Below are 23638 nucleotides of genomic sequence, written 5' to 3'. Positions count from 1 at the left end.
AGCGGACATCTTTCATCCTACTGAGGACAACGCGGGTGCGCCCCGGAACCTTCCGCCATATGACGAAGACCCGCCGTCCGGTGGCCGGGCTGCGGGTCTTCGTCGAGGATGCGGGTCAGACGTCGAGTCCGACGGGCACCGCGGCTTCGGTTCCCGGGATGCCCTCCTGCTGAGCGCGCTTGTCGGCCATCGCCAGCAGGCGGCGGATGCGTCCGGCGACGGCATCCTTCGTCAGCGGCGGGTCGGCGTGGTGGCCCAGCTCGTCGAGACTGGCGTCCCGGTGTGCGAGACGCAGCTCTCCCGCGACCTTGAGGTGATCCGGCACCTCATCGGCCAGGATTTCGAGTGCGCGCTCCACACGAGCGCAAGCGGCGACCGCTGCCTGCGCCGATCGACGCAGGTTCGCGTCGTCGAAGTTCACCAGACGGTTGACCCCCGCGCGGACCTCGCGGCGCTGACGGAGCTCTTCCCACGCGATGGCGGTCTTCTGCGCTCCCATCTCGTTGAGGATGGTGCGGATCGCCTCGCCCTCACGCACGACGACGCGCGGCATACCGCGCACCTCGCGCGCCTTGGCGGCCACGCCGAGCCGGTGCGCCGCACCGACGAGCGCCATCGCGGCCTCGGACGACGGGCAGACGACCTCGAGCATCGCCGAGCGGCCCGGCTCGCTCAGGGTGCCGGCAGCGAGGAACGCACCTCGCCACAGACCGGCGACCTCGGCCCGGGAGCCGGTCGTGAGACGGTTCGGCAGCCCGCGCACGGGGCGCCGCCGCTGGTCGAGGAGCCCCGTCTGACGGGCGAGCGTCTCACCCTGGGCGATCACCCGCACAGCCCACCGGGCGCCGTCGTTCGCGGTGCTCGACTGCACCTGCGCGATCTCCGGGCGCACGCCGTAGATCTCGGCGAGGTCACGCGCGACGCGGCGCGCGAGCGTCTCGGCATCCACCTCGGCCTCCACGGCCACACGGCCGGCGATCGAATGCAGACCACCGGCGAACCGGAGGATCGCGGTGACTTCCGCAACTCGCACCGTCGGGGGTGCATTGCGGATGCTGACCAGCTCGGCCTTGACGTCGGTGGTTAGTGCCACGACACTCCTTCACGTTCACGCGCCGGGTCGCGGCGCAAACGTCCAGCTTACTCGGCCGAGCGGACCCCTATTCTCGGCCGAGATCGCGGTGACGGACGCTGACCGCGACGCCCGGAATCGCGGAGAGGCGGCGCGCCAACTCCTCCGACATCGCGACCGAACGGTGTTTCCCTCCTGTGCAACCGATCGCGATCGTGGAATGGCTCTTGTTCTCCCGCTGATACCCCTCGAGGACCGGGACGAGGGCGGTCGAGTAGGCATCCAGGAACTCCATCGCCCCCGGGCGCGAGAGAACGTACTCACGGACGGTCTCGTCCTGGCCGGTCAAGCCGCGGAGATCTTCGTTCCAGAACGGGTTGGGAAGAAACCGCATGTCGGCGACGATGTCCACGTCCGTCGGGAGTCCGTACTTGAAACCGAAGCTGAGGAGCGTCACCCGGTGACGTGCCGCGCCCTCCTCGGAGAAGATGTCGGAGACCTGCGTCGCCAGCTGATGGATGTTGAGCGTCGAGGTGTCGATGACCAGGTCGGCAGCCTCGCGGATGGGCGCGAGCCTGGTGCGCTCGATACGGATGCCGTCGAGCAGCGTCCCTTCCCCCTGGAGCGGATGCGGGCGACGCACGGACTCGAAGCGCCGCACGAGCACGTCGTCGGACGCGTCGAGGAACAGCACGCGGACGGACCCGCGAGAGCGGAGAGCACGTGCGACGCCGGGGAAGTCGTCGAAGAGGTTGCGTCCACGGACATCGACGACGGCAGCGACCTTCGGGAGGGCATTGCCTCCCATATCGGTCAGCTCCAGCAGCGGCCGGAGGATCTGCGGCGGCAGGTTGTCGACGACGTACCAGCCGAGATCCTCGAGCGCATTCGCCACTGTCGTCCGGCCCGCGCCGGACATTCCTGTGACGATGAGGAATTCGCCCTTTTCCTCGTCAGACATTGCTCAGTGCTCCCTCTCCCCCTCGGCCTCCAGCCTAGCGAGTGGACAGGTGCGAATGAATGTTCTGCGCGAGCACCGGCCCGATTCCCTGCACCTCTTCGATCTGGCCCGGTTCGGCGGCGCGGAGCGCCGTCACCGAGCCGAAGTGCTTGAGCAGCACCTTGATGCGGGAGGCGCCGAGCCCCGGCACCTCGGCGAGTACGGAGGAGATGTCGTTGCGGCGTCGCTTGCGCTGGTGCGTGATCGCGAAGCGGTGGGCCTCGTCTCGAAGACGCTGCAGCAGATAGAGCGCCTCGCTGGTGCGCGGCAGGATCACCGGGAAGTCGTCGCCGGGGAGCCAGACCTCTTCCAACCGCTTCGCGATACCGCACACCGCGATCTCGGTGTGACCGGCGTCGCGGAGCGCGCGGGCCGCCGCTTCCACCTGCGGTTGCCCTCCGTCGACGAGCAGGAGCTGCGGCGGGTACGCGAATCGCGGCTTCCGTCTCGCAGTGACCTCGCCCACGTCTTCCGCCACGACACTATCGGTCGTCGGATCGATGACCTCCGGTTCCTCGGGACGATCCAGGTAGGCGAGTCGACGACGCAGCACCTGGTACATCGAGTCGGTGTCATCCGTCGTCTCGGCGATGTTGAAGGAGCGGTACTGGTCCTTGCGAGGAAGGCCGTCTTCGAACACCACCATCGATGCCACGACGTTCGTTCCGCCGAGGTGCGAGATGTCGAAGCACTCGATGCGCAGCGGGGCCTCGGACATCCCCAGGGCTTCCTGCAGGTCTGTGAGCGCCTGCGTGCGGGCGACATAATCGCTCGTGCGGCGGGTCTTGTACCGGATCAGCGCCTGCTGCGCATTCAACGTCGCCGTGCGCATGAGGTCGGCCCGCTGGCCACGCTGCGCGACCGCGATCTCGACCTTCTTTCCGCGACGTTCGCGCAGCCACACCTCGAGTTCGGCAGCATCGTCGGGCAAGGTCGGGACGAGGATGCGGCGAGGGACGTCCTGCGCCTCGCCGTACGCCTGCTGCAGCACCTGTTCGACGAGATCGCCACTCGAGATGTCGATCTCCTTCTCGATGGTGAGCGCACGCACACCGCGGACCCTGCCACCGCGGATCACGAAGTGCTGCACTGCGGCGGCCAGCTCGTCCTCGGCGATGCCGAAGAGGTCGGCGTCCTCGTCGGACGGAAGCACGAGTGCGCTCTTGCCCAGCACTGCTTCGATCGCCGAGAGCTTGTCCCGATACTTCGCTGCCGCCTCGTAGTCCATCGCCGCCGACGCTGCCAGCATCCGTTTGGTCAGTTCCCGGGTGAAGCGCTCGTCGCCGCCCGCCATGAATGCCACGAAGTCATCGACCATGGCCCGGTGCTCCTCGATGGTCACCGTCATCGAGCACGGGCCACCGCACTTGCCGATCTGCCCGGGGAAACAGGGCCTTCCGGTCTGCATCGCGCGCTTGTAGCTGGAGTCGCTGCAGGTGCGGATCGGGAACGCCTTGATCATCAGATCGATCGTCTCGTGCACCGCCCACACCTTCGGGAACGGGCCGAAGTACCGCGCACCGGGGATCCTGCGATTGCGCGTGACGATCACCCTGGGCGCTTCATCGGCGAGCGTCACCGCCATGAAGGGATACGACTTGTCGTCCTTGTAGCGCACGTTGAACGGCGGATCGAACTCCTTGATCCACATGTACTCCAGCTGCAGCGAGTCGACGTCCGTCGGGACGACGGTCCACTCGACGGACGCCGCCGTCGTGACCATGCGCCGGGTGCGCTCGTGGAGCGTGCGCAACGGGGCGAAGTAGTTCGACAACCGCTGGCGCAGATTCTTCGCCTTGCCGACATAGAGCACCCGGCCGGACGCATCACGGAAGCGGTACACGCCGGGATCGGTCGGGATCTCCCCCGTCCGCGGCTTGTACGGCAGCACGTCGGCCATCAGCTGGCCTTCCGCGCGGAGCGCCCCTCACCCAGGATCTCGCCGAGGAACAGCCCGGTGTGGCTCGCCTCGACGCGTGCGATCTGCTCCGGGGTGCCCGTGGCGACGATCTGGCCACCGCCGGAACCGCCCTCGGGGCCGAGATCGATCACCCAGTCGGCCGACTTGATCACATCGAGGTTGTGCTCGATGACGATCACGGTGTTGCCCTTGTCGACCAGACCGTTCAGAACCTCGAGGAGCTTCCGCACGTCTTCGAAGTGCAGACCCGTGGTCGGCTCGTCGAGCACGTAGATGCTGCGTCCGTTGCTGCGGCGCTGGAGCTCGGTGGCGAGCTTGACGCGCTGCGCCTCTCCGCCCGAGAGCGTCGTGGCCGACTGCCCGAGTCGGACGTAGCCCAGCCCGACGTCGACGAGCGTCTTCATGTAGCGGTGGATCGCCTGGATCGGCTCGAAGAACTCCGCGGCCTCCTCGATCGGCATCTCGAGCACCTCGGCGATGTTCTTGCCCTTGTAGTGCACGGCCAGCGTGTCGCGGTTGTACCGCTTGCCGTGGCAGACCTCGCAGTCGACGTACACATCGGGCAGGAAGTTCATCTCGATCTTGATCGTGCCGTCGCCGGAGCACGCTTCGCAGCGGCCACCCTTGACGTTGAAGCTGAATCGACCGGGCTGATAGCCGCGGACCTTCGCCTCCGGTGTCTCGCTGAAGAGTGTGCGGATGCGATCGAACACTCCCGTGTACGTGGCGGGGTTCGACCGCGGGGTGCGGCCGATCGGCGCCTGGTCGACGTGCACGACCTTGTCGAGGTTGTCGAGTCCGGTGACGCGCGTGTGCTTGCCGGGGACCGTGCGAGCGCCGTTCAGCCGCGACGCGAGCACCTGGTACAGGATGTCGTTCACGAGCGAGGACTTGCCGGAGCCGCTGACCCCGGTGACGGCGGTGAGCACGCCCAGGGGGAAGTCGGCCGTGACGTTGCGGAGGTTGTTGGCCCGAGCCCCGACCACGCTCAGCATCCGCTTCTTGTCGATCTTGCGGCGCTTGGTCGGCATGGGGATCTCGCGGCGACCGGAGAGGTACTCCCCCGTCATCGAGTCGCTGTCGTCGAGCAGAGCCGAATACGGCCCCGAATGCACGACCTCGCCACCGTTGACGCCGGCGCCCGGGCCGATGTCGACCACCCAGTCGGCCGCTTCGATGGTCTCTTCGTCGTGCTCGACGACGATCAGCGTGTTGCCGAGGTCGCGCAGCGTGAGCAGCGTCTCGATGAGGCGTCGGTTGTCGCGCTGGTGGAGTCCGATCGACGGCTCGTCGAGCACGTAGAGGACGCCGGTCAGACCGGAGCCGATCTGCGTGGCCAGGCGGATGCGCTGAGCCTCTCCACCGGAGAGGGAACCCGCGGAGCGGCTGAGGTTGAGGTAGGAGAGCCCGACCTGCAGCAGGAAGTCGAGCCGCAGACGGATCTCGCGCAGCACCTGGGCGGCGATCTTGGCTTCACGATCGGTGAGGGTGAGCGTCTCCATGAACGCGCGGGCGTCGGCGAGGCTGAGGTGCGAGACCTCGGCGATGGAGTGGCCGTGCACCTGCACGGCCAGCACTTCGGGCTTGAGGCGATTGCCGTCGCAGACCGGGCACGGCACCTCGCGGAGGTACTCGCCCCACCGGCTGCGCTGGTTGTCGGACTCGGCCTGCAGGTACTGCCGCTCGATGTAGGGGACCACGCCCTCGAACCCCGACGCGTAGCGCATCTCGCGCCCGTAGCGGTTCTTCCACTTGACGGTCACCTTGTAGTTCTCGCCGCGCAGGATCGCGTTCTGCACCTCGGAGTGCAGCTTGCGCCACGGGGTGTCCAGCGAGAAGTCCAGATCGCGGGAGAGTCCCTCGAGCAGACGCTCGTAGTACTGGAAGAGCCCCTTGCCCTGGGTGGTCCAGGGGATGATGACGCCCTGGCGGATCGAGAGGTCTTCGTCGCCCAGCATCAGGTCGACGTCGACCGACATGCGGGTGCCGAGCCCGGAGCACGCCGGGCATGCACCGAACGGCGCGTTGAACGAGAACGTGCGCGGTTCGATCTCGGTGAGCGTGAGAGCATGCCCGTTCGGGCAGGCCAGCTTCTCGGAGAACGTCTGCCATGCGTCGTCGCCCTCGCCGTCGACGTAGTTGATCTGCACCACTCCGCCGGCGAGCCCGAGCGCCGTCTCGACCGAATCGGTCACGCGACCCAGGATGTCATCGGATGCCACGAGCCGGTCGACGACCACCGCGATGTCGTGCTTGTAGCTCTTCTTGAGCGTCGGCGGCTCGGCGAGTTGAATGAGCTCGCCGTCGACGATGGCACGCGAATAGCCCTTCGCGCCGAGTTCGCGGAACAGGTCGACGAACTCGCCCTTCTTCTGGGAGACGATGGGCGCGACCACCTGGTAGCGCGTGCGCTCAGGAAGCTCCATGAGCTGATCGGCGATCTGCTGCACGGTCTGACGCTGGATGCGCTCACCGCACTCGGGACAGTGCGGGATGCCGATGCGCGCCCAGAGCAGACGCATGTAGTCGTAGATCTCGGTGATGGTGCCGACGGTCGACCGCGGGTTGCGGTTGGTCGACTTCTGGTCGATGGAGACGGCCGGGCTGAGCCCCTCGATGAAGTCGACGTCGGGCCGGTCGACCTGACCGAGGAACTGGCGCGCGTACGCGCTCAGCGATTCGACGTAGCGACGCTGCCCTTCGGCGAAGATCGTGTCGAACGCGAGACTCGACTTGCCCGACCCGGACAGACCGGTGAACACGACCAGTGAGTCGCGCGGGATGTCGATGTCGACGTTCTTGAGATTGTGGACGCGGGCACCGCGGACACTGAGTTTTCCTGAGGAAGCAACGGGGACGATGGGCACCGAACAAGTCTACGAGGGACCACGGACATCGGCTCCGACTCCCGGTTCTGCTCCCTCTGGGTCCGTTCGCGTCGGCTCGGCATCCGTCCGTCTCGCAGCCCACAGCGCGAGCAGTACTCCTGCAACGAGGATGGCAGCGGCGATCGGAGCGAACCACGCTGTTCCGTCGTCGACACCGCGCGGAGCGAGCAGCCACATCGCGAACACCAATGGCTGTGACAGGAGCTGCACGACGACGAAGCGCTGAAGGGTCGGTCGGAGCACCCGCAGCGCGAGGCGCGATCTCATCGGCACGACCAGGCTGAGCGAGGCGAGGACGTGGACGGCGTGCACGAGCAGGAGCGCGAGAGCCGTTTGGCCCGGAGACGGCTCCGTGAGGATCACCCCGAACGGGAGGCAGGCCGCAGCGGCCCACGCCGCGAGCGTGCGAGGGATCACGGCGGAGACCACGGCCGCGACCACCGCGATCCCCTGCCAGAGGGGGAACGGGATCAGCGTCACCGCGCCGACCCAAAGGACGCCGACGACGAGCAGCCGGATCGTCACCCCCGGTACGGCACCCGGTACCCGGATTCGGCGGACCGCGGCACTCATCGGCGCACAGCCCTCATCCGCTGCTGGCGAAGCGCCGCCAGTCGCATCTCGGCGTCGACATCGGGCGCCGCCCACGGCACCACCTCGATGCCCGTATGGCGCAGCTCGGTCAGGATGTCGGTCCGTTCCGCGAGGACGGTGCGCAACGCGATGCGCTGCTCCCGAGTGAGCCGCGACTCGTCCGGCGTCGGAAGCACGTCCACCGCGACGACCGCGTGGCCGGCGGAGCGCCATCGCGTGGCCAGCTGAGCGGCCACCCCGTCGAAGAAGGTCGAGAGCACGAACACGATGGACCCCGAGGGGACGACGGGCGAACGGCGATATGCCGAGCCGTCGGTGCTCGGCCCGGTCGCGGCGATGACATCGCGCAGCCGGGCGAGGTGTCGTGCTCCTCCCCCGGAAGGAATGCTCCGGCCCCCGCTCGACAGCGCGTGGTAGGCGACCCTGTCCCCCTCACCGAGGGCCGAGGCGGCGATCGACAGCGCCGCCTCGCGGGCGAGATCCAACGAGGTCGCACCGGACCGGTCGGGGTCGTCGGCACCCCAGGCCGCCACGACCGCACCGAGATCCTCTGCGGTGTCGATGGCGATGACGACCGACGAGTCGCTCAGAGTGTTGTTGCGGCGCACGAGGAGCTCACCGGGCCGCCGGGCGGCCCGGGCGGTGGCACGCCAGTCGACGCGGCGCAGTTCGTCGCCAGGCGCGAACGGATGGATGTCGCGGAAGTCGCCGCCCTGTCCCGGGCGCGCCCCCTCGTGTGCGCCGTGAAGACCTGAGAGCCGCGGTGCGACCGGCAACCGACCGAGACGACGAACCCGGGGCGGCGTCTTCCACCGGATCCCCACGCGCGGAGCCTCATCGGTGATCCATGCGCCGTCCTGCGCCACGCACCGAGCGGTCATGCTCAGCAGGTCCAGCGGACCCGAGTGCTGCAGGCGCGTCCTCGCGGTGAGCACCGAGGGACCCGCCACGACGTCGGCGAGTCGCTGCGGTCCACTGTCCTGTTCGACCGCGAGCTGTACCCAGTCAGCGTCGACCTGGACCTCGACCTCGGCGCGAGCCTCCGATCGCTCCCCGTCCTCACCGCGCTGCGCACGCACTTCCACCCGCAGCTCGGCCGTGGCGGGCCGGCGTATCAGCATCCACGCCGTCGTCAGCGCGAGTGGAAGTCCGATGCCGACCACATCCGGCCGAGAGAACGCGAGACCGACGGCGACGAGCAGCGCGGCTCCGGCCAGGCCGATCGCGACGACGGGTGTGCGCCGCCACGGGAGCGTCGCGCGCTCGGTGACGCGGATCGGATCGGTCATCGCACCGCGGAGACTGTCGGCGGCACCGAGGTCTTGGCGACGACCGACGCGACCACCGATCGGGGATCCACGCCCTGTGCCCAGGCCTGCGGAGTGAGGGTCAGGCGATGCGCCAGCACGGGCTCCGCGATGCGTTTGATGTCATCCGGTCGCACATACGCCCGCCCCTCCAGCGCCGCGAGAGCGCGTCCGAGCAGCACCAGCGACTGCGAACCGCGCGGAGAGGCGCCGACCGACACATTCGTCGCCTCGCGCGTGCCGCGGACCAGCTCGACGCAGTAGCCGGCGACGTCCTCGTCAACATGGATCCGCTCCACCGCTCGTTGGATCGCCAGCAGGCCTTCGGCATCGACGACAGGCTCGACGGAAACGTCCGGCGACTGCCGTCGCACACGGTCCAGGATGATGCGGGTTTCGTCGGCACCCGCGGGGTAGCCGATCGAGAGCCGCACCATGAAGCGGTCGAGCTGAGCCTCGGGAAGCGCGTAGGTTCCCTCGTACTCGATCGGATTCGACGTGGCGATGACGTGGAACGGCCGGGGCAGCGGGAATTTGTTCCCCTCGACGGTGACCTGATGCTCGGCCATCGCCTCGAGCATCGCCGACTGCGTCTTGGGGGTGGTGCGGTTGATCTCGTCCGCCAGCAGCAGCCCGGTGAAGATGGGCCCGGGCCGGAACTGGAACTCGCCCGTCGCCGGAGCATAGACGTACGACCCGGTGACATCTCCGGGAAGCATGTCCGGCGTGCACTGCAATCGGCGGAAGTCCAGGCCCAGCGCGGAGGCCAGGCTCCGCGCGGCGAGTGTCTTGCCGAGCCCCGGGACATCTTCGAACAGCACGTGGCCTCCGGCGAAGATCGCGGCCAGGGCGATCGTCAGGGGCTCGTCCATTCCGACGACGGCGGTGCCGACGCTCTCCCGCACGCGGCGGCCGAGAGCGGCGATCCGTGTGATCTCATCCGTGTTCATCGGTTCTCCTCTGTTCCGGCCTCGCGGCGGTCTTCGGCTCTGTGTTCGCGGCGGAGTCGTCCGCGATGCGCTCGACCGCATCGAGGACCTGTTCGAGATCGGCGGCGTGAACCTCGCGCTTGTGCAGCGCGTCACGCACGCCCCGCCCGAGAAGTGCGTCGATCATCGCGTAGTGGGAGGGATCGTCGAGGTCGAGACCCCGGAGTGCCAGCCGGCGCCGCAGCACGTTCTGCACTCGACGAACGACCACATGCCCGGCGAGGCCCGTGCGCGAGTTGATCGACCAGGCGAGACGCGACACCTCGGAGCCGCGCTCGGCGCGTCGTCGTCGCTCCGGAGGCCAGCCGGAACCCTCGTCGAAGAAGACCTGGCGACCGACGAGCGCGATCGTCAGCACGAGCAGCAGCCAGGAGACGGCGAACATCACCGGCGCGCCGAGCACGACGAGCAGCACGAGGACCACGCCCGCGACCACTGCCCCGACCCCGACGAGGATGAGCCGCCCCGTCATCGCCACCCTGCCTGGATGCCGCGCAGACAGGATGCTGCCGTGGCACGGTCGTGTTCGCCTGCGACGAGACCGCCGAAACGGACCTGCTCGTACAGTCCGAGCAGCATGATGACGTCGGCGGAGATGTCCTCTCGCCTTCCGATGATCCGGACGGTGAACTCGGACGGCGTCTCGTTGGGCGCGCGGCCGGTACCGGCATCCGCCGCCGATTCCTCCAGGCCGACCCAGGCCGCGACGATGCTGTCTCCCGGTTCCGGGTCGAGGTCGATCGCCCGCAGCGCTTGATCGATCCCTCGTCGGATGGTCGCCGTGTCGGGCTCGGCCTCCACCTCGGTGGCGCCCATGGCCGATGCGTCGATATCGGTGCCCTCGCGCTGTGCGAACGGTCGATCCCGCCAGAGACCGCGCAGGTGGCGGATCAGCATCCTCGCGCCGAAGAACAGCAGCGTCAGGACCGCGATCGCGACGAGGGTCGCCATGATCGCGCCGATGACGTCACGCAGCGGAGAATCCTCGGGCTCCTGCGTGGGCACGGGCGGCGTCGCAACGGGTGCGGGTTCGCTGGTCACCCCGTCCACCGGCTCCGCCTCGCTGCCCGGCAGCGGGCGGAACTGCGGAAGGCCCTGCTGCGCAGCGATGAACATCAGGACGACGAAGAGACCCGCGACCGTCACCAGAGGCAGCAGAACCCGGGCCACGCGAGAGTCGCCGACGCGCCGGTCCCCGGAAACCGGGGCTTCGTGGCGCGACATGACTCCACCATAGGACGCGGATCCCGGGGAGTCGCTCCCTGGCGCGCTCAGCGGCCGGGATCTTCGGGCTCAGCCGAGGTCCGGGCGCCGCCCGGCGAACGGACCGAGGCCGTCGCGGAGCGCAGCGATCTCGTCGATGCCCATGCCGACCGCCGCCATGACCTGATGGGGAACGTCGACGGCACGCTCGCGCAGCGCCGCGCCTGCCGCTGTCAGCGTGATCTCCAGTCGCCGCTCGTCCTCACTGCTCCGCTGCCGGGCGACGAGTCCTTCTGCTTCGAGCCGCTTCACCAGGGGCGACGCGGTCGCAGGTTCCATGGCGAGATCCAGGGCGAGATCGTTCAGCGTCCGCGGCGCCTTCTCCCACAGTGCGAGCATCACGAGGTACTGCGGGTGCGTGAGGCCCAGGGGCTCGAGGATGGGGCGGTAGAGGGCGACGACGTTTCGTGCCGCGGTCACCAGGGCGAAGCACAGCTGGTTCTCCAGCTTGAGCAGGTCGTCTGTAGCCGTCACACGGAAAACTATACATCTGCACTAATCGTTAGTACACTAAGCAACATGGCACAGGACCCCGCCCGCCCGCCCCTTCGCACCCGCATCCGCGAGGCCGGTGGCCTCTACTCCTGGGTGAACACGAACCTCATCCGGTTCGCCGGCCCCGCCTCCGTCGGCCCGTACGAGAAGACCCCTCCGCCGAGCCCGGCAGAGCGCGCCGAACGCGCTTGTCCGCTGTGCGGTGCTCCGATGACCCAGCACGAGATCGACCGATCGGGACCGAAGCCTCTGATGCACTGCCCCTAGGCCAGTCTGAGCCGAGCGCGCCGGGTGTCGAATCGGCGGCCACCCGCGCGACGCCCCGCGACCTCGCCTATGCGTGCCCCGCGCGTTCCATCGCCCGGAGCTCCTTCTTCAAGTCCTGCACCTCGTCGCGCAGACGTCCGGCCAGCTCGAACTTGAGCTCTGCCGCTGCCGCGAGCATCTGGTCGGACAGATCCTGGATCGTTGCTTCGAGCTGCTGCGCGCCCTCGGCCGCGATGCCGGTGCGGCGCAGGTTGGGCGTCGGGGACTTGCCCTTCCCCGACGCGCGGCCGCGCCCCGACATCATCTCCGCCGTGTCTGCACCTTCGCGGGCGAGCACTTCGGTGATGTCGGCGATGCGCTTGCGGAGAGGCTGCGGGTCGATTCCGTGCTCCTTGTTGTACGCGACCTGCTTCTCGCGACGACGGTCGGTCTCCTCGATCGCCTTCGCCATCGAGTCCGTCATCTTGTCGGCGTACATGTGCACCTCGCCCGAGACGTTTCGAGCGGCACGACCGATGGTCTGGATGAGCGACGTCCCCGATCGCAGGAAGCCCTCTTTGTCGGCGTCCAGGATCGCCACGAGGGAGACCTCCGGAAGATCGAGGCCTTCACGCAGCAGGTTGATGCCGACCAGCACGTCGTACACGCCGGCACGCAGCTCGCTGAGGAGTTCGACACGACGGAGCGTGTCGACGTCGGAATGCAGGTACCGCACTCGCACGCCGTGCTCGCCGAGGAAGTCGGTCAGCTCCTCTGCCATCTTTTTCGTGAGGGTCGTGACGAGAACGCGCTCGTCACGCTCGACGCGCACGCGGATCTCCTCGAGCAGATCGTCGATCTGACCCTTCGACGGTTTGACCACGATGTGCGGGTCGACGAGGCCGGTCGGGCGGATGATCTGCTCGACGATTCCGTCGGCGATGCCCATCTCGTACTTGCCGGGCGTGGCCGACAGGTAGACGGTCTGCCCGATCCTGTTCTTGAACTCGTCCCATCGGAGCGGACGGTTGTCCATCGCGCTCGGAAGCCGGAAGCCGTGGTCGACGAGGGTGCGCTTGCGGGAGGCGTCTCCCTCGTACATCGCGCCGATCTGCGGCACCGTGACGTGCGACTCGTCGATCACCAGGAGGAAGTCGTCGGGGAAGAAGTCGAGGAGCGTGTGCGGCGGCTCCCCCGGCATGCGCCCGTCCATGTGACGCGAGTAGTTCTCGATTCCCGAGCAGAAGCCCAGCTGCTGCAGCATCTCGAGGTCGAAGGTGGTGCGCATGCGCAGACGCTGCGCCTCGAGGAGCTTGCCCTGCCGCTCGAACTCGGCCAGACGCTCTTCCAGCTCGTGCTCGATCGTGCCGATGGATCGCTGGATCACGTCGGTGCCGGCCACGTAGTGGGACGCCGGGAAGATGGGGACGGCGTCGAGCTTCTCGATGACCTCGCCCGTGAGCGGGTGGAGTGAGTAGAGCGCCTCGATCTCGTCGCCGAACAGCTCGATGCGGATGGCGTGCTCTTCGTAGACGGGGATGATCTCGATCGTGTCGCCGCGCACCCGGAAGTTGCCGCGCGAGAAGTCGACGTCGTTGCGGTTGTACTGCATCGCGATGAACTGGCGGATCAGCGCGTCGCGGTCGTACCGCTCGCCCACCTGCAGAGCCACCATGGCGCGCAGGTACTCTTCGGGGGCACCGAGTCCGTAGATGCACGACACCGTCGAGACCACGATCACGTCGCGACGACTGAGCAGCGAGTTGGTCGTCGAATGCCGCAGCCGCTCGACCTCGGAGTTGATCGACGAGTCCTTCTCGATGAAGGTGTCGGTCTGCGGGACGTAGGCCTCGGGCTGGTAGTAGTCGTAATACGAGACGAAGTACTCGACGGCGTTGTTCGGCATGAGCTCGCGGAACTCGTTGGCCAGTTGGGCTGCGAGCGTCTTGTTGTGCGCCAGCACGAGGGTCGGCCGCTGCACCTGCTCGACGAGCCAGGCCGTCGTCGCCGACTTACCGGTACCCGTCGCGCCGAGCAGCACGACGTCGGTCTCGCCCGCGTTGATGCGCGCCGCCAGGTCGGCGATCGCCTGCGGCTGGTCGCCGGCAGGCTCGTACTCGCTGATGACCTCGAAGGGGCGGACACTGCGCGTGGGTTGCATACTTCCAGCGTATGCCGCCCCTCCGACATCGAGGCCGTCAGGCGACGATGGTGGCCGTCTTCGCCGACGGCTCCGACGACCAGGTGGTCGTGCCGCCGCCCAAGAGTCCCATCGTGGCCGTCGAGGTGAGCGTCCCGGCGGCGGAGCCGATCACGTTGAACGTCAGCGAATCGCCGAAGCTCGCCGGCGTCTTCGTGAAGGTGAACGTCCGTGCGGAGGAACCGCCAGCAGGCACCGGAGTCCATGACCCGACGGACGGACCGGAGTCGAGCGTCACGGGTGAGCTGAACTCGACGACGACCACGAGCGACGCGCCGGCCGGAGGATTCACCCAGTCGGGCTAGGACCGATAGCTGATCTGCGTGCTGAAGGTCGCCCTGAGCTCGCCGGCTGCCGGCACGAGCGACGTGTAGCCGCCCTGGGCTTCGGCGTCCCAGTAGTAGTTCGCCAGATCGTTGCTGGTGTTGCTCCCGCTCGCTGCCGCCAGCGGCAATGCCACCGCTGCGGCGATGACCGGCACCGACCAGGCTGCGCCCGCCACGAGGGTCCGACGCTCCACTCCCCAGAGCGCGCGGAAAAGCTATCCCCAGCAGACCATCCCCTGGTGCGTCCCCACGCCCACAACCAGAATATCAGCGACGCCCAGCCCCCTGAGCGGGAAGCCGGCCACCGCTCCACCCGGATCGCGAAGCGCGCCCGGAGGCGGTCAGCCGCGCCGGATCCGGTCCCAGAGCGCGTCGACCTGCTCGTGCGTGTGCCCCAGGGTGCCTGCCGTGTCGATCACGACGTCCGCGATGGCGAGTCGCCTCTCGTCGGAGACCTGCGCATCGATCCGCTCCCGCGCAGCTTGCTCTTCCATGCCGCGCAGCTCGATCAGTCGTCGGAGCCGTTCCGACGCGGGAGCGTGCGCGACGACGATCAGGTCCCACGGATCATCGACCCGCGCCTCGACGAGCAGGGGGACGTCGTACACGACCACGGCATCTTCATCCGCTGCGAACGCCGCGTCGAATCGGCGCTGCGACTCCTCTCGCACGGCCGGGTGCACGATCGCGTTCAACTGCCGGAGGAGTTCGGGGGCTCCGAAGACCTTCGCGCCCAGGGCCGCTCGATCGAGCGCCCCCTCACCGTCGATCACCGACGCCCCGAACGTCTCCGCTATCCGCTCCAGCACCGGCGAGCCCGGTGCCTGCACGTCGCGGACGATCTGATCGGCGTCGACGATCACCGCTCCGTGCTCGGCCAGTCGCCGGGCGATGGTCGATTTCCCCGACGCGATGCCGCCGGTGAGCGCGATGAGTGACATCTCGCCAGTCTATGTTTCGATGCGGCCAGCGGTCAGCGGGCGAGCAGCTGGCGCCGCGAACTGATCACGCCGGTGTCGAACCCCGCGAGGTGCAGACCGCCGTGGAACCGCGCGTGCTCGATCTTGATGCAGCGATCCATCACGACCGACAGTCCGGCCGCCTCGGCGATCGCCGCCGCATCCTCGTTCCACGAGCCCAGCTGCAGCCACAGTGTCTGCGCGCCCGCGTCGATCGCCTCCTGCGCGACGCCGGGCAGGTCGTCGTGCCGGCGGAACACGTCCACGATGTCGGGGACCACAGGGAGGTCACTCAGCGACGCATAGACCGGCTGCCCGAGGATCTCGGTCTCGCGCGGGTTGACGAGGTAGACGTCGTACGACGTGCTGGAAAGCAGATAGGTCGCCACGAAGTACGACGCCCGTGCCGGCTTGTTCGACGCTCCCACGATCGCGATCGACGTGGCCTTCCGGAGCAGCCCGAAGCGCTCCTGCTGGCTCGGCCCCGCCCAGGTCCGCTCGGGGTGAGCCGCGGGCACGCCAGGCAGTGCGCACGCGACGGCATCCGCCACCGCCGGAACGGCGCAGGAATCCGCGGAGGTCGTCTGCGTCTCGCTCATCGGTTCGCTCCCGTCGCCGCCGTGAGGGCCTGGTCGAGGTCCCAGATGATGTCCTCGGCGTCTTCGAGACCAACCGAGATGCGGATCAGGTCCGGGCGCACACCGGCGGCGACGAGCTGCGCCTCGGTGAGTTGGCGGTGCGTCGTCGAGGCCGGGTGGATCACGAGCGTGCGCGCATCGCCGATGTTCGCGAGGTGGGAGGCGAGCTGCAGGTTCTCGATCAGCGCCTCCCCCGCGGCCCGACCGTCGTCCGCCGCGACGCCGAACGCGAAGACCGAGCCGGGGCCGAGCGGGAGGTACTTGGCCGCGCGCTCATGATGCGGATGCCCTTCGAGACCCGCCCACGTCACGTAGGCGACCCGCGGGTCGGAGGCGAGCCAGTCGGCGACGATGCGCGCGTTCGCGAGGTGCGCGTCGATGCGCTGCGGCAGCGTCTCGATTCCCTGGAGAAGGTTGAAGGCCGACTGCGGACTCAGGGCCGGACCGATGTCGCGCAGCTGCTCCGAGCGCAGCTTGGTGAGGAACCCGTACTCGCCGAAGTTGTCCCACCATTTGATGCCGCCGTAGGAGTCGACGGGTTCGGTCATCTGCGGGAACTTGCCGTTGCCCCAGTCGAACGTGCCCTTCTCGATGACGACGCCGCCGAGGGTCGTCCCGTGTCCGCCCAGGAACTTCGTCACGGAGTGGATCACGATGTCGGCACCGTGTTCGAGCGGCCGCGCGAGATACGGAGTGGCGAGCGTCGCATCGACGACGAGGGGAACCCCGGCCTCGTGGGCGACGGCGGCCAGCCCCTCGATGTCGGCGATCTCCCCCGAAGGGTTGCCGATCAGCTCGACGTAGACGACCTTGGTCTCCGGACGGATGGCCGCCGCGTAGTCCGCCGGGTCGGTCGAGGCGACGAAGGTCGTCTCGACGCCGAACCGCCGCAGCGTCACATCGAGTTGCGTCACCGTCCCGCCGTAGAGCTGTGCCGCTGCGACGACGTGGTCACCCGCACCGACGAGAGCCGCGAACGTGATGAACTCCGCACTCATCCCCGAGGCGGTCGCAACAGCGCCGATGCCGCCTTCGAGCGAAGCCAGACGCTCCTCCAGCGCGGCGACCGTGGGGTTGCCGATCCGTGAATAGATGTTGCCGTACTTCTGCAGGGCGAACAGGTTGCCGGCATCCGCCGCGTCCTCGAACACGAACGACGTCGTCTGGTAGATCGGCACCGCCCGTGCACCGGTCGCCGCGTCGGGCGTGCCTCCGGCGTGCAGGGCTCTGGTGCGGAATCCGAAGCGGTGTTCTTCCGTCATGCTGTCCTCAGTTCGGCGGCGGTGAGCACGTCGGCGATGTCGGCGACGGCCCAGGGGTTCTGCAGCGACGTGGTGTCGCCGAGGGGCTCGGCGTCGCGGCCGGCTCTGCGATCCTGCTCGGCCTCCCACAACTGTGCCAGGAGTCTGCGCATGATCTTGCCGGAGCGGGTCTTCGGCAGATCGGGCACGATCACGATGTGCTTCGGCTTGGCGACGGGACCGATGGCCTGGGCGACCTGCGCGCGCAGGTCGGCGGGCGTGATCTCGGCTCGGCCGGACGGGGTCACGAAGGCCACGACGGCCTGTCCGGTGACCGGATCGGACACGCCGGCAGACCCCGCCTCCCCCACGGTGTCGTGTGCGACCAGTGCAGATTCGATCTCGATGGTGGAGAGTCGGTGTCCCGAGACGTTCACGACGTCGTCGAGTCGGCCGAGGATCCAGATGTACCCGTCGGCATCCCTGGTCGCTCCGTCGCCGGCCACGTAGAAGCCGCCGTGCGCACCCCGACCCGCGAACGTCGACCAGTAGGCGTCGCGATAGCGTGCGGGGTCACCCCAGACGGTCCTGGCCATTCCGGGCCAGGGTCTGCGCACAACGAGAGTCCCCGACCGGCCGGGCGCGACCTCGTCGCCCCGCTCGTCCACCACGGCAACATCGATACCCGGGAGCGGGACAGAGGCCGATCCGGGCTTGAGAGCGGTGACGCCCGGAAGCGGGGCGATCATGGCCGCTCCGGTCTCCGACTGCCACCAGGTGTCGATGACGGGCAGCTCGTCGCGGCCGAAGTTGCGCCGGAACCACACCCAGGCCTCGGGGTTGATCGCCTCGCCGACGGTGCCGAGCAGCCGCAGCGTGGAGAGGTCGTGCCCCGCGGGCAGGTCCGCCCCGAACCAGGTCATGAACGTGCGGATCAGCGTGGGCGCCGTGTAGTAGACGGTCACCCCGTAGCGTTCGATGATCTCGAGGTGGCGCTCCCGATGCGGGGCGTCGGGCGTGCCTTCGTAGATGACCTGCGTGAGCCCGTTCGAGAGCGGACCGTAGATCTCGTAGGTGTGCGCCGTGACCCACGCGAGGTCTGCGGTGCACCAGTGCACGTCGTCGGGCTTCGCGTCGAAGTGGGCCCAGTGCGCCCAGCTCGCCTGCGTCAGATACCCGCCGGACGTGTGCACCAGCCCCTTCGGCTTCCCTGTGGTGCCGGACGTGTAGATGATGAAGAGCGGATGCTCGGCGTCGAAGGACTCCGCCTCGTGCACGGGCGACGCCGTGTCGACGACGTCATGCCACCAGACGTCGCGACCGTCCGTCCACGGGACGTCCTGTCCGGTGCGGCGCAGCACGAGTACGTGCTCGAGGTCGGGGAGATCCGCCGCGGCCGCATCGGCCGTCGACTTCACCTCGGTGGCGGTTCCGCGGCGATACTGACCGTCGCTGGTGACGAGCAGCTTCGCGCCGGTGTCGGCGAGACGGAACCGCACGGCCTCGGCGGAGAAGCCGCCGAACACGAGCGAGTGCACCGCGCCGACGCGCGCACAGGCGAGAGTGATCACGATCGTCTCGACCAGCACAGGGAGGTAGATGACGACGCGGTCGCCGGGACGGATGCCGAGGGCGACGAGCGCGTTGGCGGCCTGCGACACGCGGTGCTGCAGCTCGGCGTAGGTGACCGAGCGGCGGTCGCCCGGCTCACCCTCGAAGTGCAGAGCGACCTTGTCGCCGCGGCCGGCGAGCACATGACGATCCACGCAGTTGACGGCCACGTTGAGCCTGCCGCCGAGGAACCAACGGGCGGCAGGAACGGCATCGCCGATCGGCGGATCCCACTCGTGGGCGGTGTGCCACGGCTCGGACCAGTCCAGTCGACGCGCGGCCTCTTCCCAGAACGCGACGGGGTCGGCTGCCGCCCGCGCATAGGCCTCCGCGGTCACGTTCGCATCCGTGAATCTGCCAGCCGCGTAGACACGCGACTCCTGCAATCGTGCCTCGGTCACGGTCACACCCACCGGCGCAGCAGGTACTTCTCAACCAGCACGAGGACCGCGTTGGTGAGCGTTCCCAGAACGGCGAGCAGCACGATGGAGAGCAGGATGCGGTCGACGCGGCCACTGTTCTGCGAGTCGGTCAGCAGGAATCCGAGGCCCATGGACGACGCGATGAGCTCGGCGGCAACGAGGAACAGCCACGCCTGCGCGAGGGCGAGACGCAGGCCCGAGACGACGGAGGGTACGACCGCCGGCAGCTGCACAATGCGGAACAGCGACCAGCCCCGCAGGCTGAACGATCGGCCTGCCTCGACGAGCTGCGGGTCGACATGCCGGAGTGCGGAAGCGACCGTCGTGTAGACGGGGAAGAAGGCGCCGATCGCGATCAGAGTGACCTTCGATTCCTCACCGATCTGCATCCAGAGGATGAGGAGCGGCACCCAGGCGAGCGACGGCACTGCGCGAAGCGCGGCGAGCGTCGGGCTGAGGAGCACATCCCCCAGCCGAGAGAGTCCGACGACGCCGGCGACCGCGAGCCCGATGACGGATCCGATCGCGAAGCCGAGCAGCACACGCTGCACGGAGATCGCGATATGCGTCCAGAGCTGTCCGGTCTCGGCCAGCTCCACGCCCGCCTGGAACACCGATGCCGGTGTGGGCAGGCGGTACGGCGGCACCATCCCGCTGGTCGTCACGATCTGCCAGGCCACCAGGATGATCACGGGCAGCAGGAGCCCGGCGATGATCCGCACGCCCGGCCGGTCCCACGAGCGCCGAGCCCCGACATCGGGATGCCGGTAGCGGCCCTTCGCGAAATCGAGCGCGTCCCGGGACTCCTCGGGAACGATCAGTCGGTCGGGAATCGTCACTCGCCGTCGACCGCCTTCTTCGCGAACGTGTCGTTCACGATCGACGACAGCGCCTTGTCGACGGAGTCCTTGCCGCCCTGCACGTCACCGGATTCGACGAGCACGGGTGCGATCTTCTCGAGCACCGCGATCTGGTCGTCACCAGGGATGCCGCTCACGTCGAGGTTCGAGCGCTCCTCGATCACGGTGGTGGCGACGCCGGCGTCGATGCCGGCGACTTCGGCGAGCAGCGCGGCGGTCTCCTCGGGGTTCTCGAGCGCCCACTCGCGGGCCTGCTCGTACGCGTCGACGACGGCCTGCGCCAGGTCGGGGTGGTTGGTGATGAAGTCCTCGGTCGCGTTCAGGAAGCCGTAGGTGTTGAAGTCGACGTTGCGGTAGATGAGCTTGTCGCCCGATTCCACCTCGGCCGCGGCCATGATGGGGTCGAGCCCCGACCAGGCATCCACCGAGCCACCGTCGAGCGCAGCCCGGCCGTCGGCGTGCTGCAGGTTCTGCACCTCCACGTCGGAGAGCGACAGGCCGCCCTCTTCCAGCGCCTGCAGCAGGAAGAAGTACGGGTCGGTGCCCTTGGTGGCCGCGATCGATGCACCCTTGAGATCCTCGACCGACGTGATGTCGCTGTCCGGGCCGACGACGATGGCTGCCCACTCGGGCTGCGAGAAGATGTCGATCACCTGGATGGGCGAGCCGTTCGCGCGGGCGAGCAGCGCTGCCGATCCTGCGGTCGAGCCGACGTCGACGGAGCCGGAGCGCAGCAGTTCGTTGGCCTTGTTCGAGCCGGCGGACTGCACCCACTCGACCTCGACGTCATCGCCGAGGATGTCCTCGAGGATGCGCTGGTCCTTGATGACGAGGCTCAGCGGGTTGTAGGTCGCGAAGTCGATCGACAGGGTGTCGGATGACCAATCGGTCGCACCGGAGGTGGGCTTCGTGCCGGCTGCCCCGGCGTTCTCCCCCGCCACACAGCCTGTCGCGACGAGCATCATCGTCCCGGCGATCGCGATCGCGGGGATGATTCGGCGGGTGGTGATGCTCATCGGGACTCCTCGGTGATGCGGTGGTGGGTGTCGACGCCGAGGCCTTCGAGAAGGTCGGCGCGCAGGTCGGCGAGACCGCGATCGGCGCGGTCGCGAGGGCGGAGGCCGGGCACGGAGATGGTGCGGGCGACGGACGGTTCCCCGTCGGTTCCCGTGCCATCCAGGGTCTGCAGGAGCAGTACGCGGTCGGCGAGGTAGAGCGCCTCTTCGACATCGTGGGTGACCAGCAGGATCGTGGTGGGCTCCGCCGAATGGATCTTCAGCAGGAGGTCATGCATGCGCAGGCGCGTCAGCGCATCGAGCGCGCCGAACGGTTCGTCGAGCAGCAGAACGCCGGGGTTTCGGGCGAGAGCCCTGGCAAGGGAGGCGCGCTGAGCCATACCGCCGGAGACCTCGCGCGGGCGCTGGTCCGCCGCGTGCTCGAGTCCCACGAGGTGCAGCAGCTCGCGCACTCGATCGCGGCCGACACGGCGAGCGGTGCCTCGCGGCAGCCCCAGCTCGACGTTCTGGGCGATGGTGCGCCATGGGAGCAGTCGCGGCTCCTGGAAGGCGATGGCGGTCCGCTCGTCCACGTCGGCGACGCCGATGTCGTCGAGAAGGATGCGTCCACGCGTCGGAGCATCGAGTCCGCCGACGAGCCGGAGGAGGGTGGACTTCCCGCACCCCGAGGGGCCGACGACCGCGAGGATCTCCCCTGCGGCGATCTCGAGGTCGATGCCGCGGAGCACATCCCGACGCCCGCGCGGCAACGCGAAGGAACGCTCGACCCCGTCGAGTCGGACGGCCTGCGCTGTGCCTGCCGACGACGAAGCGCCGGCGGTGCGCGACGCAGGCAGCAGAGTAGTCATATCCCCATGGTGGCGGGGCGGTTCGATTGTTACGAATGCCGTCGTAATGTTCCGTCACGCAGCGGAAGCAGCATCCAGGAAACGCGAAACGGGCCGCCACGCCCGCCCGAAGGCGAGGTGGCGACCCGTTTCAGAGTGCTGCTTAAGCGTTGCCGCCCGAGAGCTTCTCGCGCAGAGCCGCGAGAGCCTCGTCGTCCGCGAGGGTGCCGGCTCCGGCGACCTCGCTGGTGAAGGACTGGCCGCCGCCGAAGTCTTCGCCGGCTGCTGCCTCGGCCTCGGCCGCCTTGACGACCTGAGCCTTGTGCGCCTCCCAGCGAGCCTGGGCCGCAGCGTACTCCTGCTCCCATGCCTCGCGCTGGGCGTCGAAGCCTTCCTTCCACGCACCGGTCTCGGCGTCGAAGCCCTCCGGGTACTTGTACTCGCCGTTCTCGTCGTACTCGGCGAGCATGCCGTACAGGGCCGGGTCGAACTCGGTGCCGTTGGGGTCGACCGACTCGTTGGCCTGCTTCAGCGACAACGAGATGCGACGACGCTCGAGGTCGATGTCGATGACCTTGACGAAGACCTCTTCGCCGACCGACACGACCTGCTCGGCCAGCTCGACGTGCTTGCTGGAGAGCTCGGAGATGTGGACGAGGCCCTCGATGCCGTCTGCGACGCGGACGAACGCACCGAACGGAACGAGCTTGGTGACCTTACCCGGCGTGACCTGACCGATCGCGTGGGTACGGGCGAAGACCTGCCACGGGTCCTCCTGCGTCGCCTTCAGCGACAGGGAAACACGCTCGCGGTCCAGATCGACCTCGAGGATCTCGACGGTGACCTCCTGGCCAACCTCGACGACCTCGGAGGCGTGCTCGATGTGCTTCCAGGACAGCTCGGAGACGTGCACGAGGCCGTCCACGCCGCCCAGGTCGACGAACGCACCGAAGTTGACGATCGACGACACGACACCCTTGCGGACCTGACCCTTGTGCAGGTTGTTCAGGAACGTGGTGCGCGACTCCGACTGCGTCTGCTCCAGCAGCGCACGGCGGCTGAGGACGACGTTGTTGCGGTTCTTGTCGAGCTCGAGGATCTTGGCCTCGATCTCCTGGCCGAGGTACGGCGTGAGGTCGCGGACGCGACGCAGCTCGATGAGCGACGCCGGCAGGAAGCCACGGAGGCCGATGTCGACGATGAGTCCACCCTTGACGACCTCGATGACCGTACCGGTGACGACGCCGTCGTTCTCCTTGATCTTCTCGACGTCTCCCCAGGCACGCTCGTACTGTGCGCGCTTCTTGGAGAGGATCAGACGGCCTTCCTTGTCCTCCTTCTGGAGAACGAGGGCCTCGACCAGGTCGCCGACAGCGACGACCTCGTTGGGGTCGACGTCGTGCTTGATCGAGAGCTCACGCGAGGGGATGACACCCTCCGTCTTGTAGCCGACATCGAGGAGGACCTCATCGCGGTCGATCTTGACGATCGTGCCTTCGATGATGTCGCCGTCGTTGAAGAACTTCAGGGTCTTCTCGACCGCGGCCAGGAAGTCCTCAGCAGATCCGATGTCGTTGATGGCGACCTGCTTGGTGGCCGGGGCGGTCGTTGCGGTAGTCATGTAGTGGGTTGTCCTTGTTGAATGGAGACTCGGGCTGAGACTCAACGGCCGCGCACGGCCGACTGCATGCTTCTCAGCGGTTGGATTTTGGTTTTCTCGCCACGAGGGCATGCGCGTGCACGCCACGAGTGACGGTTAAGGC

22 protein-coding genes are annotated in these 23638 nt (G+C 68.2%); 1 reads left to right on the top strand and 21 read right to left on the bottom strand.

Annotated features, from left to right (window positions below; genetic code table 11):
* Positions 1–115: 115 nt before the first annotated feature.
* The 10 genes from whiA to AC6CHX_RS00695 form a co-directional block, all read right to left on the bottom strand.
* Positions 116–1093: a DNA-binding protein WhiA gene (whiA, locus tag AC6CHX_RS00740; protein ID WP_017202788.1), complete on the bottom strand. Its 978-nt coding sequence runs from the start codon at positions 1091–1093 to the stop codon at positions 116–118.
* Positions 1094–1160: 67 nt separating this feature from the next.
* Positions 1161–2033: an RNase adapter RapZ gene (gene rapZ, locus AC6CHX_RS00735; protein ID WP_136042133.1), complete on the bottom strand. Its 873-nt coding sequence runs from the start codon at positions 2031–2033 to the stop codon at positions 1161–1163.
* A 34-nt stretch (positions 2034–2067) separates the two neighbouring features.
* The gene (gene uvrC / locus AC6CHX_RS00730) at positions 2068–3972 is read right to left on the bottom strand and encodes an excinuclease ABC subunit UvrC (RefSeq protein WP_498271278.1); all 1905 of its coding nucleotides are present in this window, start codon (positions 3970–3972) and stop codon (positions 2068–2070) included.
* Positions 3972–6860, bottom strand: coding sequence for an excinuclease ABC subunit UvrA (uvrA, locus tag AC6CHX_RS00725; protein WP_498271277.1), 2889 nt, complete (start codon positions 6858–6860; stop codon positions 3972–3974). Before uvrA ends, uvrC begins: the two co-directional genes overlap by 1 nt.
* 9 nt (positions 6861–6869) lie before the next feature.
* Positions 6870–7406 (bottom strand): hypothetical protein, encoded by a 537-nt coding sequence (locus AC6CHX_RS00720; protein WP_498271276.1) that lies wholly within the window; start codon positions 7404–7406, stop codon positions 6870–6872.
* A gap of 44 nt (positions 7407–7450) precedes the next feature.
* The gene (locus tag AC6CHX_RS00715; protein ID WP_498271275.1) at positions 7451–8764 is read right to left on the bottom strand and encodes a DUF58 domain-containing protein; all 1314 of its coding nucleotides are present in this window, start codon (positions 8762–8764) and stop codon (positions 7451–7453) included.
* A complete protein-coding gene (locus AC6CHX_RS00710) occupies positions 8761–9732 on the bottom strand; it encodes an AAA family ATPase (protein WP_498271274.1) in 972 nt (323 codons plus the stop codon). Before AC6CHX_RS00710 ends, AC6CHX_RS00715 begins: the two co-directional genes overlap by 4 nt.
* A complete protein-coding gene (locus AC6CHX_RS00705) occupies positions 9719–10243 on the bottom strand; it encodes a hypothetical protein (RefSeq protein ID WP_498271273.1) in 525 nt (174 codons plus the stop codon). The genes AC6CHX_RS00710 and AC6CHX_RS00705 overlap by 14 nt, the downstream gene beginning before the upstream one ends.
* Complete coding sequence (locus AC6CHX_RS00700) at positions 10240–10995, bottom strand: DUF4129 domain-containing protein (RefSeq protein WP_498271272.1); 756 nt, start codon at positions 10993–10995, stop codon at positions 10240–10242. Before AC6CHX_RS00700 ends, AC6CHX_RS00705 begins: the two co-directional genes overlap by 4 nt.
* Before the next feature lie 69 nt (positions 10996–11064).
* Positions 11065–11508, bottom strand: a complete 444-nt coding sequence (locus tag AC6CHX_RS00695) for a MarR family winged helix-turn-helix transcriptional regulator (protein WP_136042140.1) — start codon at positions 11506–11508, stop codon at positions 11065–11067.
* 45 nt (positions 11509–11553) lie between these two features.
* Between AC6CHX_RS00695 and AC6CHX_RS00690 the strand changes: the two genes are divergently transcribed.
* Positions 11554–11796: a hypothetical protein gene (locus AC6CHX_RS00690; protein WP_498271271.1), complete on the top strand. Its 243-nt coding sequence runs from the start codon at positions 11554–11556 to the stop codon at positions 11794–11796.
* 67 nt (positions 11797–11863) lie between these two features.
* Here AC6CHX_RS00690 and uvrB read toward each other — a convergent pair whose 3' ends face one another.
* The 11 genes from uvrB to rpsA all read right to left on the bottom strand — a co-directional run bounded on the left by uvrB (position 11864) and on the right by rpsA (position 23496).
* Positions 11864–13936: an excinuclease ABC subunit UvrB gene (uvrB, locus tag AC6CHX_RS00685; RefSeq protein WP_136042142.1), complete on the bottom strand. Its 2073-nt coding sequence runs from the start codon at positions 13934–13936 to the stop codon at positions 11864–11866.
* A 37-nt stretch (positions 13937–13973) separates the two neighbouring features.
* On the bottom strand, positions 13974–14267 hold the full coding sequence (locus tag AC6CHX_RS00680; RefSeq protein ID WP_498271270.1) for a hypothetical protein: 294 nt from the start codon (positions 14265–14267) through the stop codon (positions 13974–13976).
* Between the two features lie 9 nt (positions 14268–14276).
* Positions 14277–14477 carry a hypothetical protein gene (locus tag AC6CHX_RS00675; RefSeq protein ID WP_498271269.1) on the bottom strand — a complete coding sequence of 67 codons (201 nt, stop codon included), beginning with the start codon at positions 14475–14477 and terminating at the stop codon, positions 14277–14279.
* A gap of 165 nt (positions 14478–14642) precedes the next feature.
* A complete protein-coding gene (coaE, locus tag AC6CHX_RS00670; protein ID WP_498271268.1) occupies positions 14643–15242 on the bottom strand; it encodes a dephospho-CoA kinase in 600 nt (199 codons plus the stop codon).
* 32 nt (positions 15243–15274) lie between these two features.
* Positions 15275–15859, bottom strand: a complete 585-nt coding sequence (locus AC6CHX_RS00665) for a CoA-binding protein (protein WP_498271267.1) — start codon at positions 15857–15859, stop codon at positions 15275–15277.
* Positions 15856–17160 (bottom strand): O-acetylhomoserine aminocarboxypropyltransferase/cysteine synthase family protein, encoded by a 1305-nt coding sequence (locus AC6CHX_RS00660; RefSeq protein ID WP_498271266.1) that lies wholly within the window; start codon positions 17158–17160, stop codon positions 15856–15858. The genes AC6CHX_RS00665 and AC6CHX_RS00660 overlap by 4 nt, the downstream gene beginning before the upstream one ends.
* A complete protein-coding gene (gene acs / locus AC6CHX_RS00655; RefSeq protein WP_498271265.1) occupies positions 17157–19151 on the bottom strand; it encodes an acetate--CoA ligase in 1995 nt (664 codons plus the stop codon). The genes AC6CHX_RS00660 and acs overlap by 4 nt, the downstream gene beginning before the upstream one ends.
* Positions 19152–19153: 2 nt before the next feature.
* Complete coding sequence (locus AC6CHX_RS00650; RefSeq protein ID WP_498271264.1) at positions 19154–20011, bottom strand: ABC transporter permease; 858 nt, start codon at positions 20009–20011, stop codon at positions 19154–19156.
* Positions 20008–21048 carry an aliphatic sulfonate ABC transporter substrate-binding protein gene (locus AC6CHX_RS00645; RefSeq protein WP_498271263.1) on the bottom strand — a complete coding sequence of 347 codons (1041 nt, stop codon included), beginning with the start codon at positions 21046–21048 and terminating at the stop codon, positions 20008–20010. Before AC6CHX_RS00645 ends, AC6CHX_RS00650 begins: the two co-directional genes overlap by 4 nt.
* On the bottom strand, positions 21045–21896 hold the full coding sequence (locus AC6CHX_RS00640; protein ID WP_498271262.1) for an ABC transporter ATP-binding protein: 852 nt from the start codon (positions 21894–21896) through the stop codon (positions 21045–21047). Before AC6CHX_RS00640 ends, AC6CHX_RS00645 begins: the two co-directional genes overlap by 4 nt.
* A 142-nt stretch (positions 21897–22038) precedes the next feature.
* Positions 22039–23496, bottom strand: a complete 1458-nt coding sequence (gene rpsA / locus AC6CHX_RS00635) for a 30S ribosomal protein S1 (protein ID WP_105710170.1) — start codon at positions 23494–23496, stop codon at positions 22039–22041.
* Between the last annotated feature and the right edge of the window lie 142 nt (positions 23497–23638).

The sequence above is a fragment of the Microbacterium sp. GQ128 genome (genome assembly GCF_059758615.1).
This window is presented reverse-complemented; position numbering and strand designations above follow the sequence as displayed.